We start from the raw sequence: 13644 nt of genomic DNA on the forward strand, positions 1-13644 counted from the left end.
TCCAGCGGGACGGCGGTTAGCTTCTATCCGCGAGCCCTGCCTGTTTGCTCTACTGCGACGATGGCTGCCGCGCCCCGCGGCGTCGCCCTATCGTTCAAGTGGAGAGCGCATGTCCGCCGATTTCCGTCCCGCTCAACTGGTTCTCACCGTAGCGTGTCCGAGCGCCGCGGGCCAGGTCGCCGCCGTCGTCGGCTTTCTCGACCGGCATCACTGTTATATCGACGAACTGACCGTATTCGATGACGATCTCAGCGAACGCTTCTTCGTACGCTGCGTCTTTCACGGCGTCGCGTACGACGAGGCGCTGCACGTCCCCGCGCTCGAACGCGAGTTCGCCCCGATCGCCGAGCGCTTTCGGATGACATGGGCGATGCACGACGTCGGCACGCGGCCGAAGGTGTTGATCATGGTCTCGAAGCTCGAACACTGTCTCGCCGATCTGCTGTTCCGCTGGCGCATGGGCGAGTTGAAGATGGACATCGTCGGCATCGGCTCGAATCACCGCGATCTCGAACCGCTTGCGCAGCAGCATGGTCTGCCGTTTCACCACCTGCCCATCACCGCCGATACCAAACCGCAGCAGGAAGCGCGTCTGCTCGACCTGTTCGAGACGTCGGGCGCGGAGTTGATGATTCTCGCGCGCTACATGCAGATTTTGTCCGGCGCAACGAGCCGCGCGCTCGCCGCGCGCGCGATCAACATCCACCACTCATTTCTGCCCGGTTTCAAAGGCGCGAAACCTTATCACCAGGCGCACGCGCGCGGGGTCAAACTGATCGGCGCCACGGCACACTTCGTGACCGACGATCTCGACGAAGGCCCGATCATCGAACAGGTGGTTGAGCGTGTCGATCATGCGTATAGCCCGGAGCGGCTGCTCGCCACCGGACGCGACGTCGAATGCATCACGCTCGCCCGGGCCGTCAAGGCGTTTGTCGAGCGGCGCGTGTTCATCAACGGCGATCGGACGGTGGTGTTGCAATAAGAAGAAGCAAACGGAAAACGCCGCTGAAAAGCGGCGTTTTCCTTTGAATCACACCCGTGACGGCATCGCCGCTTCAACCAGGCGGCAATGCCTGCATACGGCCCACCGGTTCAATCACTTCACCCAGCTATCCACGCGATCGCCGTGTGCGCCGATCCACGCATCGGCCGCGGCGGTCGGCTTCTCGCCGTTCTGCGTCGCCAGCATCACACTGTCGATCTCGCCCGGCTTCCATTGGAATTTCTTCAGGAATGCCACGACCGTCGGCGCCTTTTTCTCGAGTTCCGGATTCACCACGCTGTCCACGTGCTCCGCTTCACCGAACACTTTCTTCGGATCGTCGAGGAATTTCAGCTTGTACTTCGCGAACATCCAGTGCGGCTTCCAGCCGGTCACGATGATCGGCTTGCTCGCCGCTTCCGAGCGCGCCAGTTCCGCGGTCATTGCGCTGCCCGAGCTCGGCATCAGCTGATAGTCGAGTCCATAGGCCTTGATGGCCTCGCTGGTTTTCTGCATCACGCCCGCACCGGCATCGATGCCGACGATGCGCGAACCGAACTCCGCCTTCTTCGCTTCGAGATCGCCGACGGTTTTCACATCCGCGTTGTCCGGCACGATCAGGCCGATCTTCGCGTCGTTGAAGTTCGGCCCAAGGTCGACCACCTTCTCCTTGAAGTTGTTCCAGTAAGCACCATGCGTGACCGGCAGCCATGCGGACAGCGTCGCGTCCAGGTCGCCGCGCGCCACGCCCTGCCACATCACGCCGGCTGCGACCGGCACCAGTTGGACCTGATAGCCGAGACGCTTTTCGATCACGCGTGCGGCCACGTTGGAGGTCGCGACGCTATCGTCCCAGCCCTCCACGTAACCGATCTTGATGGTCGGCTTCGTATCGGCCGACACGCTCACGCTGCTGGCTGCCAGCGCCGCGCTCAATGCGCTCGCCACGAATATCTTTCTGATCAGTCTCATCGCCGTTCTCCCGTTTGCCAGTTGCCGTCATACGACCCATTGAGCATTTAGAATCGCCAGCCAGAATTGCCGGGTAGCGTTGTTTTGCGACATGCAGTTGTCCGCATGCGACTTCGAGCGCGTTTGCGCGTGCATTTCTCGTCCTACTTATCGACGACGAGATCGGTGAGTGGTTTGCTGCAGCACAGCAGCACCATGCCCTGATCGATTTCGCGCTGACGAATCCCGCCCGCGTGTTTCATCGCAACTTCACCGGATACGAGCTTGACCTTGCAAGTGCCGCACATGCCTTGCGTGCACGACGCAGGCAGCCGCACGCCCGCCTTCTTCGCCGCATCGAGTACGTGCTGACCACCGCCGCATTCGATCTCACGACGGCTTTTGGCAAAGCTCACCTTGAAGCGCGTTTCCGTTTCGAGCGGCGCGGGGGCCGGCTCGAAGCCGGCAGCGTCGGCACGCGCTTCGACAAAATACTCCGCCATATCAGACGCGCCTGCATGCTGCAACGCATCCGCGACATGCGCGGTAGTCAACTGCGCCGCGACTTCGCCCACCGTTTCGAACGAGAAACTTTCCTCGTGATAGTGGCTGCGATCGAAACCGCCCTCGTCCAGCAGCGTGCGCACCGCCTGCATATACGGCGCGGGCCCGCACGTGAAAATCTCACGCTCCATAAAGTCCGGTGCAATCAGCTTGAGCAGCGGCAACGTCAGAAAACCGGTCACACCTGGCCAGTTCGTGCGTGCGCCGACGCGCTCGCATACGAACGCGGTACGGAAATGCGCCTGATTCGACGCGATCAGATCGAGTTCGCGCGCGAAGATGATGTCGTCCGGCGTGCGGGCGCTATGCACGAACACGATGTCGCTATCCTCGCCGAGCTCGTGATGGGCGCGGCTCATCGACATCAGCGGCGTAATGCCCGACCCTGCCGACAGAAACAGGAACTTGCGCGCCGGATGGCGCGCGCAGGTGAACTCGCCGGACGGCCCCAGCACGCGAACCTCCATGCCCGCCTGTAGATTGTCGTGCAGCCAGTTCGACACCTTGCCGCCCGGCACCCGCTTGACCGTGATCGAAATCGTATGCGGCCGGGTCGGCGGCGACGAGATCGTATAGCAGCGATTGATTGCTTCGCCGTCGATCTCCAACTCCAGCGTCAAGAACTGGCCCGGCTCGAACACGAATGCCCGCTCGGACGGCGCGCGGAAGAAAAAGCTCTTCACGTCGTGCGTTTCGTCGCGCACCTGGCAGCACACCAGCGTATCGTCGGCATCGCTATTCCAGCGCGCAGGCAGTGCTTCCCAGAAGCGCGGCTGCGTGACACGGCTCGCGGCGCGGGGAATGGGCGGCTCGGTGCCGGGCTGAAACGTCGCCTGATCGCGCATCATGGTTTTCTCCCGCTCCTGGTTGCGGTGTCGCGCTCAGCGCATGAAGGACACGACTTTTTCGCCGTGCGAAGCCGGCGCGGCGGCACCGGCGTCATCGGTTTGCGGGGCGTCGCCGTAAGCCGCGAGACGGCCGATGTACCACTCGCAGAACTTCTCGACGAGGCCTTCGGTGAACGGCGAATACGGCCCCGGTTCATACGCGCTGCTGGTTGCGCCGCGCTGCGAGTACTCGACTAGCGCGCGGTCCTGATCGTTGGTCGCACGCCAGACCGCGGTCAGGTTGTCGGCGTCGTAGTCGATGCCTTCGCGCGCGTCCTTGTGTACGAGCCACTTGGTGCGCACCAGCGTTTTGCCGGCGGATAGCGGAATCACCGAGAACGTGACGATGTGGTCGCTCATGAAGTGATGCCACGAATTCGGCTGCGTCCAGAACGACAGGCCACCCAGATCGGCCTGCTCGAAACCGCCAAGCAGCTTCTTCGATGCGATTTTTGCGTCGAGCGTTTGCGATTCGCCGTCGCGATCGAGCGGCAAGCGTTGCGTGCGAAAGCCCGTGACCAGATCCGCCAGCCGCTCGATCTCCGCCGACGGCAACTGCATGGCCTCCCATTGCGCGGTGCGGCGTGCCACGGTTTCATCGAAGGCGGCCATGCCTTCTTCGTTGGCCGGCGTACGCTGATAACCGAAGCCGTATTCGTACAGCGAAATCGTCAGTTCCGGATGATTCGCGACGCAGTGATAGCACTCGCGATTATTCTCCATCGTGAGCTTCCAGTTGCCCTCTTCGACGATGTCGATCTGCGCGGCGATCTTGCAGCCGGCCAGATCGTGCGGCCGCAAATACGGCTCCATCGCGGCGCGCATCACGGCGAAATCCGCGGGCGGCCGCTCGGCGAGGCAAACGAAGATCAGCCCTGCGAGATTCTCGACGTGCACCGCCTTCAGGCTATGCTTGCAGCGGTCGAACTGCTCGCCCATGTGTTCGGCAAACATCAGTTCGCCGTTCAGGCTGTACGTCCAGCTGTGATACGGACACACGATGTTGCCGAGCGAGCCTTTGTCCTGATTGCACAGACGCGCGCCGCGATGGCGGCACACGTTGTGAAACGCGCGCACCTGCATGTCGTCGTCGCGCACGATCAGAATCGAATCGTGGCCGATCTCCACGGTGATGTAATCGCCCGGTTCCGGCACGTCGGGTTCGACCGCGACCTGAATCCAGTGCTGGCGGAAAATCGCGTCCATGTCGAGTGCGAAGATGGCTTCGCTCGTATAGAACGGCGCTTCCAGCGTGTAATTCCTCTTGCGGCGTTCGATCATCGCGCGAACGTCTGCCGAAACTTTCATTGTGTGCTCCGTTGCATGTCACGTCTGGCGCCGCGCCAGGCCCTCCTGGACGCATGCTGGCCCGAACCGGAATTCAGTAATCCACAAGTTGATGCTCGCGCAAATACGCGAGGATCACTTGTGCTTTTTCGACGGAACTCCCTTCAATTACGACGCTGCCGCCGCGGCTTTCGGTCGTCGTCGCCGAGAGCATGCGGGCATGGCCCGAGCGCTTTTCGGCGGCGGCGAGGCGCACCGGTTTGGCGGTAGCGCAACGGATGGTCCAGGCGAGGTCGTCGGAATTGCCGGCATGCGCATCTGCTGCGGCTCGCGGCACGCTCCGGTCGATCGAGCCTTCGCGCAGCCGTGCATACGCGTAAGTCGGCGTGGCATTGGCGAGCGGATGCACCGCGATCAGCGCCGGCAGTCGGACTTCGACGCGCCGGCGCAAACCCTTCGGCATGTATTGCCTGACTTGCGCGCAAGCGTCGCGCACGCTCAGGTCGACGGCGGCGCCGACGAGCGGCATCCCCAATGCGTGCGCAACGCGATACGGCAGCATGCCGCTATCGAACGCGCCTTCCGCGCGTGTGCCGGTCAACACGAGGTCGTAGCCTTGCAGGCGCGCGGCGAGCAGCGTCGCCTCGTCTGCCCGCGCTTGCGCTTGCGCGGCGGCAGTTTCGAGTACCTCGACCGAGCGTGCGCCGAGCGCCAGATACTCGCGCAACGCAGGGCTGGACGGATCGCCGGCGTGCAGCACGTCGAGCTTCGCGCCGTGCGCTTTGGCGAGCGATAGCGCGATGCTCAGCGCGGCCGCGTCGTTGCGGCTATAGCGCGCGGTGCCGCTGACCGGATGGCGGCCCACCGAAACCAGCACGGCGATCTTCATGCGAGCACTCCTTCAGCGACAGCAGTCGAATTGAGCAAGGCGGCACCCGTGCCCCGCGCGCTACGTGCCGCGGCCGCCGCTTCATTGAGCGCCGCGATGGTTTCGCGGGCATCCGCGATCACCGTCAGATTCGCGCGCTTAGCGATCGGCGCGCTGGCGTCGAGATTCACGGCAATGACGTGCCGGCAATCCTTGATGCCCTGCAGATGCTGCACGGCGCCGGAAATGCCGAACGCAATATAGACGCTCGCTTCGACGGTCTTGCCGGTCGCGCCAATCTGCTTGTCCCGGGTGAACTTGCCGTCGTCCACGGCGACGCGGCTTGCGCCGATCGCCGCGCCCAACGTGGCGGCCAGCCGTTCGAACGCGGGCACGTCGCTTACGCCGTTGCCCGCCGACACGATGAAATCCGCTTCTTCGAGCGCCAGTTGCGCCGCGTCGATTTCCTCGACGCCGAGATCGCGCACGACCCCTTTCGACGCCACAGTGTCATTGTCGAAACGCCACACGATCCGCTCGCCCGCCCCGATGAATGGCAGCTTCGGCTCGACCGCATTCGGCGCGAGGAGCACGACGTCGGGCAATGCGCGTGCGGCAAGCGCCGTATTCGCATGGATATAGGCGGCCACGTGCGCCGCATCGATCTCGACGACGTGCGTGGCGACGCTCGCGTTCGCGGCTGCCGCATAGCGACGGCCGAGATCGCCGTCGCCGGTCGCGTTGTCGGGCAGGAAAATATGCACCGGTGCATAAGCCGCGACGCACGCGGCCAGTGCGTTCAATTCGTCGAGCGGCGCGAACGTGCGGCGCTCGAACATCGGCAACACGATTAATTTGTCGGCGCCGAGCGCGGCGGCGTCGTCCGTGAATTCGCCGAAAACGAGCAGCACGACTTCGGTGCTCGCATCGGCGATCAATGCCGCGCCGGCCAAAGTCTGGCGCGCGTGATCGTCGAGCGCGCCGCGATCGGCGTGCGCGGCCACCAGCAGCACGCGTTGCGGCGCGGCCGTGGTGCGGCGCGGCTTCGGCTGTTCGCCATGCGCCGCGAGAGGCACGTTGAATTCCGTCACGCCCGCCACACCGGTGACGCCGAGCGTGATGCGTTTGAGTCCTTGCGCCGTCACCGTGAACGGGCGGCGCGGATCGATTCGTTTGAGCGAGTTCATCGCGTTACTCCAGCGCCGCAGCAACCAGTTCGGCGACGTCCAGCACTTCCGGACGCGGCCCCACCACCCCTTCGAGCATCGCCGTGCAATTCGGGCAGCCCACCGCGACAATCTCCGCGCCGGTGGCACGCGCGTCGTCGATGCGGATGTCGGGAATACGCCGCTTACCCGGAATGTCGGTCAACGGCGCGCCACCGCCGCCGCCGCAGCAGCGTCCGCGCATGCCGTGACGCTCCATCTCCACGACCTTGATGCCGATGTTCTTCAACAACCGGCGCGGCGCTTCGGTTTCACCGTTATAGCGGCCCAGATAGCACGGGTCGTGATAGGTGATCTTGCGCTGCGCGTACGCGGCGACCGCCTGCAGCGAGAGCTTGCCGCTCGCAACCAGTTCGTCAATCAGCGCGGTGTGGTGCTGCACTTCATAGAAGCCGCCCAGCGCGCGATATTCGTTGCGCAAGCTATGCAGCACGTGCGGATCGGCGGTGACGATCCTGCCGAACGAATACCGCGCAAGCGTGCCGATCAGCTTGTGCGCGAGCTGCTGGAACGTCGCTTCGTCGCCAAGACGCCGGGCCGTGTCGCCGGTATCGGTTTCGACGCCGCCCAGCACCGCGTAGTCGATGCCCGCGCGGTTCAGCACCTTGACCAAGGCGCGCAGCGTGCGCTGATAACGCATGTCAAACGCACCTTCGCCGGCAATCAGCAGAACGTCCACACGACGCCCCGGCTGCGCGACCTGCACTTGCAGATCGACCGCCCAGTCGTAACGCGCGCCGATGTCGTAGCCGTTCGCGCTGCCGGTCTCACGCAGATTCGCGAGCGTGAGCGGCCCCTTGCCCGGCACCATGCCTTCGACCAGCGTCTGATTGCGCCGCATATCGACGATCGCATCGACGTGCTCGATCAGCATCGGGCACTCCTGGACGCAGGCCCGGCAGGTCGTGCAGGACCACAGCGTGTCCGCTTCGATCAGGCTCGAAATCAACGGCTTCGTGGGCGCACCGGCATGCTTGCCGATCGCGATGCCGGGCGTCGGGCTGCCCGCGTAGTCGGCATCGGTGCCACCGACCATGCCCGTCACCAAGTCCTGAATCAGCTTCTTCGGATTGAGCGGCTGGCCCGCAGCGAACGCGGGACAGGCCGCCTCACACTTGCCGCATTGCACGCACGCATCGAAACCGAGCAACTGGTTCCAGCGGAATTCGACCGGCTTGCCCACGCCGTACTCCTTCGCATCAAGCAGCGGCACTTTCAGTGCAGTGGGCGGCACGACGTCGTTGTCATTGCGCTCGGCAAAGCGCTCCTGACGCGGATGAAACGCGAGGTGCAGCAGACCGGCAAGCGCATGCTTCATGGGGCCGCCGCGCGCCGCGCCGAACGTCATCGTGAAGGCGCCCGCCGCGATCAGCAGCGCGACGAGCACCGCCAGCGCGCCGGACATGGCCGCCGCCGGCAACGCGATGAAGAGTGCCAGCCCGAGCGCGAACGAGCCGAGCAGCAGCGGCAGCTGATCCCACGCTCCGCGCGAGAGCCGCGCGGGCACCGCCTTCGCGCCATGCCGGCGGCGCCAGACGAATACCGCGCCGACCAGCATCAGGAGCGCGGCGACGAAGATCAGTTTGTCGAGCCACGGCGAGTAGATCGCAAGACCGTAGTTGACGAATACCAGCGCCATCGCGACAATCGCTCCGCCCGCGGTGGCCACATGCGTCCTCGCGATATACGGATCGCGCGCCACCACATGATGCAGATCGACGAAGTAACGTTTGGGAATCGCCAGCAGGTTGAACCAGCCATAAGCGCCGGCTGCGCTCGCGCGGCCTTCGCGCCAGTACGCCGCGCGTTTGGCGAGCGCAAACGCGAGGCCCGCGACCGACAGCCACAGCAGGACGGTGATGACAAACACGGGGCTCATCGTCAGAAATCCTTGCAAAGGCGCAGTGCGTCGTAAATCGCGCCGTGAATGTTGTGCATCGAAATGCAGTCGCCCACACGGAACAGCAGGAAGCGGCCATGCCCAAGTTCTTCGCTAAGCGATGGCTGCGGCTCGGACGCGAACAGCTTGTGCACGTCGACCTGCCCGCGGTTCACCGACTCCGGCTTGAGCGCCCAGTAAAGCCGGTCATTCGGCGTGCTGCCGTTTTCGATCACCACCTGATCGACCGCGCGCTCTTCCTGCTCCTCGGTGTACTCGTTGCGGATCACGGCGATCTTCTTGCCGTCCTCCTCGTAGACCTTGTCGAGCCAGTAGTTCGGCGTATGAATCACGCCCTGGGCATAGAGACGCCGGTAGAAGATCGGGAACGTGGTGCCGCCGACATCGTCGGCGACCTTCACGTCCGGCGTCACGATCTCGACGTGCGAGCCACGGCTCGACATGAAATCGGCGACGCCCGCCCCGGCATGGGTGCTGACGCCGTCGTACACGAGCACGTTCCTGCCCGGTTCCACCTTGCCTGAGAGCACGTCCCACGAACTGACCGCGAGGCCTTGGTCGACACCCCACGCCGCCACTTGCGACGTGAACGCGGAGCCACCCGTCGCGAGCACGACGATGTCCGGCTTCTCGGCCATGATGGTTTTCTCGTCGGCTGCGACACCGAGACGCCGGTCGACGCCGAGGCGCTTCGTCTCCATGTCGAACCAGCGCACGATGCCCGCCATCTGCTCGCGCTGCGGCGCTTTCGCGGCCAGCATGATCTGGCCGCCCACGTAATCGTTCTTCTCGAACAGCACCACGTCATGGCCGCGCGACTTGGCGACGCGTGCCGCTTCGAGCCCCGCCGGCCCCGCGCCGACCACGACGACCTTGCGTTTCGGGCCGCGCGTCTTCGCGATCACGTGCGGCATGGTCGCTTCACGCGAGGTTGCGGCGTTCTGCACGCACAGCACGTCGAGGCCGTTGTACTGGCGGTCGATGCAATAGTTCGCGCCGACGCATTGCTTGATTTCGTCCTCGCGGCCATCGCGAATCTTGATGACCATATGCGGATCGGCGATCTGCGCGCGCGTCATGCCGACCAGATCGACCATGCCGCTTGCCAGCAGCCGCTCGGCCTGGCCCGCGTCGCGAATGCTCTGCGCGTGCATCACCGGCACCTTCACGACCGATTTGATGCCGGCCGCGAGATGCACGAACGGCTCGGGCGGCAGCGCCATCGGCGGCATGCAGTTGGCGAGCGTGTTGTGCGTGTCCGCGCCGGAGCCGATCACGCCGAGGTAATCGATCAGGCCGGTTTCGCTCATCGCCTGAGCGATTTCCTTCAGTTGTTCGTGATCGAGCCCGTCTTCATGGAACTCGTCGCCGCACATGCGCAGCCCGACGCAGAAGTCCGCGCCCACCGCCGCACGCACCGCCTTCAGCACCTCGGTGCCGAAACGCAGGCGGTTTTCGAGCGAGCCGCCCCATTCGTCGGTGCGAAAATTGGTGCGCGGGCTCCAGAACTGATCGATCAGATGCTGGTGCGCCGCCGAAATTTCGACGCCGTCCATGCCCGCATCCTTGACGCGTTTCGCCGCCGCCGCGAAATCGTCGATGATGCGGCGAATCTCCTCCACTTCGATGATCTTCGCGTTGCCGCGATGCACCGGCTCGCGCACGCCCGAAGGCGACATCAGATGCGGCCAGTGCTCGCCGTGAAACGCCGAGCGGCGTCCCATGTGGGTGGCCTGAATCATGATTTTCGCGCCGTGCGTGTGCATCGCTTCGGCGAGCCGTGCGAGCGGATCGATGATCCTGTCGGTCGACAGATTCACCGACTTCCACCAGCCTTGCGGGCTGTCGATCGACACCGGGCTCGACCCGCCGCACACGGCGAGCCCGACGCCGCCCTTCGCCTTCTCTTCGTAGTAGCGGATATAACGGTCGCCGGGCAGGCCGCCCGGTTCCGCATAGACCTCCGCGTGCGCGGTGCTGACGATGCGGTTGCGCAAGGTCAGCTTGTTCAGCATGAGAGGCTTGAAAAGGTTCGGGTAACGCATCGCGATCGACCTCGGAATGGATAGGCTTGTTGCGCTTTACCGTGCTGCTGTTGCTGTGTACTGCCGTGCGCTGCGTTCAGGACTTCAGCGGCGACACTTCGAACACACAGTGCGGGTGCCCTTGCGCCGCGCAGCGCGCTTCTTTCGAATACGAGGGCGGGCCCTTGCGCGCAGCATCGGGCGCGCTGTCGTTGACCCAGTCCATCGCGCCCGCGAACCAGCCGGCGAACATGTAGCAGAGCTTGCCGACCTTCTCCGGCTGCGCAAGCACGAACGACGAGTGATGCAATTCGATGCGCGCACGCGAGCTCGACGGATCGGCCTCGGTAATCGTGAAGATGCCCCAGCCGCGCTGCGACAGACGTTTCAGGTAATGCTCGAATACCGCCATGCCGCTGATGCCGTGCTGTTTGGCTTCCTTGTCGCACCAGAAATAGGCCGACTTGTAGCCCGCTTTGTAGAGAATCTCCGCGTAGGTGTCGAGGCCGAGCGCTTCCTCGACGGCGGTGTGGTTGTTCGTGAAGAAGTGGCGCGGCACGTAGAGCATCGGCAGCGCGTCGGTGGTCCAGACGCCGGTGTTCGCGTCGACGTCGATAGGCAGTTGGGGTTGCATGTGGGGGCTCCGCTTATAGGTAGACGATGGCTTGGCAGACCGGCTCAGACCTTCCAGACCTGGCCGAACACCCGCACCCAGTTTTCGCCCATGATCTTCTTGATGCGCGTCTCGCTCCACCCTGCGCGCTCCATCGCCGCGGTCAGATTTGGAAATTCGCCGATCGTGCGAATGCCTTCGGGATTCACGACCTTGCCGAAATTCGTCAACTGGCGATAACGACCCTTGTCGTGCGTGATCCAGTCGAAGAACTCGGTGCTATAGCCCTGCGTGAAGTCCGTGCCGATGCCCACCTGGTCTTCGCCGATCAGGTTCACCACGTAGTCGATCGCCTCGATATAGTCGTCGACGGTCGCATCCGGGCCGCGCTTGAGAAACGGCGCGAACATCGTCACGCCGACGAAACCGCCCGCATCGGCGATCTCTTTCAGCTGCTCGTCGCTCTTGTTGCGCGGATGCTCCTTGAGCCCCGATGGACAGCAATGCGAATAACATACCGGGCGGTTCGATGCGGCAATCGCTTCGGACGACGTCTTGCCGCCCACATGCGAGAGATCGACCATGATGCCGACGCGGTTCATCTCCTGGATCACTTCGCGTCCATAACCGGACAGGCCGCCATCGCGCTCGTAGCAACCGGTGCCCACGAGGTTCTGTGTGTTGTAGCAAAGCTGCACCACGTTCACGCCGAGATCCTTGAACGCTTCGATATAGCCGAGGTTGTCCTCGAACGCATGCGCGTTCTGGAAGCCGAAGATGATGCCGGTCTTGTTTTCTTTCTTCGCGCGCAAGATGTCGTCCGTGGTGCGCACGAGCGTGAGAATCTCGCCGTACTCGCGAATCTGCTGCTTCATCTCGGCGATGTTGTCGACGGTCTTCTGGAAGCTCTCCCAGACCGATACCGTGCAGTTCACCGCGGTCACGCCGCCTTTTCTCATGTCCTCGAACACCGAGCGCTCGAACTTCGAAATGTTCAGACCGTCGATGATGATGCTGTTCTCGTGCAAAGTGCTCATCGTTTGCTCCAGGCGTTCTCAGTAAATGGGGAAGCGCTCGCACAGCGCGAAAATCTCGCGGCGCACGCGTTGTTCGGTGGCGGCGTCGCCTTCGGGGTGCTCGCGCAGCGCATCGAGCACGTCGACGATCAGCCGCCCGATGTCGCGAAACTCGCTCACGCCGAAGCCGCGCGTGGTACCCGCCGGCGTGCCGAGGCGAATGCCTGACGTGACCGTCGGCTTCTCGGTGTCGAATGGGATGCCGTTCTTGTTGCAGGTGATGCCCGCGCGCTCCAGCGCCTGTTCGACCTGATTGCCTTTGAGTCCCTTGGGCCGCAGATCGACCAGCAGCAGATGGTTATCGGTGCCGCCCGTGACCAGATCGACGCCGCCCGCCTTCAGCACGTCGCCGAGCGCTTGCGCATTCGCGAGCACGTGGTCGATATAAGTCTTGAAGCCGGGCTCCAGCGCCTCGCCGAACGCGACCGCCTTGCCGGCGATCACGTGCATCAGCGGGCCGCCCTGCAAGCCGGGAAACACCGCCGAGTTGATCTTCTTCGCGATCTCCTCGTCATTCGTCAGCACAAAGCCGCCGCGCGGACCGCGCAAGGTCTTGTGCGTGGTCGAGGTGACCACATGCGCATGGTCGACCGGGTTCGCGTGACGCCCCGCCGCGATCACACCGGCGATATGCGCCATATCGACCATCAGCTTCGCGCCGGCGCCGTCGGCAATCGCACGCAGCCGCGCGAAATCCAGCGCACGCGGATAAGCGGAAAAGCCGGCGATCAGCAAGGTGGGCTTGTGCTGTTGCGCGAGTTCCTCGATCTGCTCGTAATCGATCAGCATCGTGTCGCGATTCACGCCGTATTGCACCGCGTTGAACCACTTGCCCGAGAGTGCCGGCTTCGCGCCGTGGGTCAGATGGCCGCCCGCGTCGAGCGACATGCCGAGCACCGTGTCGCCCGGCCTCGTCAACGCCAGCATCACGGCGCCGTTCGCCTGCGCGCCCGAATGCGGCTGCACGTTGGCATACTTCGCGTCGAACAACTGCTTGATGCGATCGAGCGCCAGTGTCTCGATCACGTCTGCGTATTCGCAACCGCCGTAGTAGCGCTTGCCCGGATACCCTTCCGCATACTTGTTGGTCAGCACCGAGCCTTGCGCTTCGAGGACCGCGCGCGACACGATGTTTTCCGACGCGATCAGTTCGACTTGCGACTGCTGACGCTCGAGTTCTTTCAGTAAGGCGCCGCGCACCGCCCTATCGCGCGTGGCCAGCGAGTCTTCGAAAAAAGGATTCGGGTTCGACATGAAAGGTCC

General features: G+C 63.9%; 11 protein-coding genes. 1 reads left to right on the forward strand and 10 read right to left on the reverse strand.

Features of this window, described 5'->3' with window-relative positions; all coding sequences use genetic code 11:
- Positions 1–109 precede the first annotated feature (109 nt).
- On the forward strand, positions 110–985 hold the full coding sequence (purU, locus tag HV770_RS29570; protein ID WP_175165086.1) for a formyltetrahydrofolate deformylase: 876 nt from the start codon (positions 110–112) through the stop codon (positions 983–985).
- A 114-nt stretch (positions 986–1099) separates the two neighbouring features.
- Here purU and HV770_RS29575 read toward each other — a convergent pair whose 3' ends face one another.
- The 10 genes from HV770_RS29575 to HV770_RS29620 form a co-directional block, all read right to left on the reverse strand.
- Positions 1100–1957: a glycine betaine ABC transporter substrate-binding protein gene (locus HV770_RS29575; protein ID WP_121322111.1), complete on the reverse strand. Its 858-nt coding sequence runs from the start codon at positions 1955–1957 to the stop codon at positions 1100–1102.
- Between the two features lie 143 nt (positions 1958–2100).
- Positions 2101–3348 (reverse strand): FAD-binding oxidoreductase, encoded by a 1248-nt coding sequence (locus tag HV770_RS29580; protein WP_175165087.1) that lies wholly within the window; start codon positions 3346–3348, stop codon positions 2101–2103.
- Between the two features lie 33 nt (positions 3349–3381).
- Positions 3382–4695, reverse strand: coding sequence for an aromatic ring-hydroxylating oxygenase subunit alpha (locus tag HV770_RS29585; protein WP_175165088.1), 1314 nt, complete (start codon positions 4693–4695; stop codon positions 3382–3384).
- Positions 4696–4768: 73 nt separating this feature from the next.
- A complete protein-coding gene (locus HV770_RS29590) occupies positions 4769–5563 on the reverse strand; it encodes an electron transfer flavoprotein subunit beta/FixA family protein (RefSeq protein ID WP_175165089.1) in 795 nt (264 codons plus the stop codon).
- The gene (locus HV770_RS29595) at positions 5560–6729 is read right to left on the reverse strand and encodes an electron transfer flavoprotein subunit alpha/FixB family protein (RefSeq protein ID WP_175165090.1); all 1170 of its coding nucleotides are present in this window, start codon (positions 6727–6729) and stop codon (positions 5560–5562) included. The genes HV770_RS29590 and HV770_RS29595 overlap by 4 nt, the downstream gene beginning before the upstream one ends.
- A 4-nt stretch (positions 6730–6733) precedes the next feature.
- Complete coding sequence (locus HV770_RS29600; protein ID WP_175165091.1) at positions 6734–8647, reverse strand: (Fe-S)-binding protein; 1914 nt, start codon at positions 8645–8647, stop codon at positions 6734–6736.
- A gap of 2 nt (positions 8648–8649) precedes the next feature.
- Positions 8650–10713, reverse strand: coding sequence for an NADH:flavin oxidoreductase (locus HV770_RS29605; protein ID WP_175165092.1), 2064 nt, complete (start codon positions 10711–10713; stop codon positions 8650–8652).
- 76 nt (positions 10714–10789) lie between these two features.
- Positions 10790–11326 carry a DUF5943 domain-containing protein gene (locus HV770_RS29610; RefSeq protein WP_175165093.1) on the reverse strand — a complete coding sequence of 179 codons (537 nt, stop codon included), beginning with the start codon at positions 11324–11326 and terminating at the stop codon, positions 10790–10792.
- A gap of 44 nt (positions 11327–11370) precedes the next feature.
- A complete protein-coding gene (locus HV770_RS29615; protein WP_121322095.1) occupies positions 11371–12342 on the reverse strand; it encodes a dipeptidase in 972 nt (323 codons plus the stop codon).
- A gap of 18 nt (positions 12343–12360) precedes the next feature.
- Positions 12361–13635 carry a serine hydroxymethyltransferase gene (locus HV770_RS29620; RefSeq protein WP_175165094.1) on the reverse strand — a complete coding sequence of 425 codons (1275 nt, stop codon included), beginning with the start codon at positions 13633–13635 and terminating at the stop codon, positions 12361–12363.
- Positions 13636–13644: the final 9 nt, after the last annotated feature.

It is taken from the genome of Paraburkholderia fynbosensis (assembly GCF_902859935.1).
Classification (GTDB): Bacteria; Pseudomonadota; Gammaproteobacteria; order Burkholderiales; family Burkholderiaceae; genus Paraburkholderia; species Paraburkholderia fynbosensis.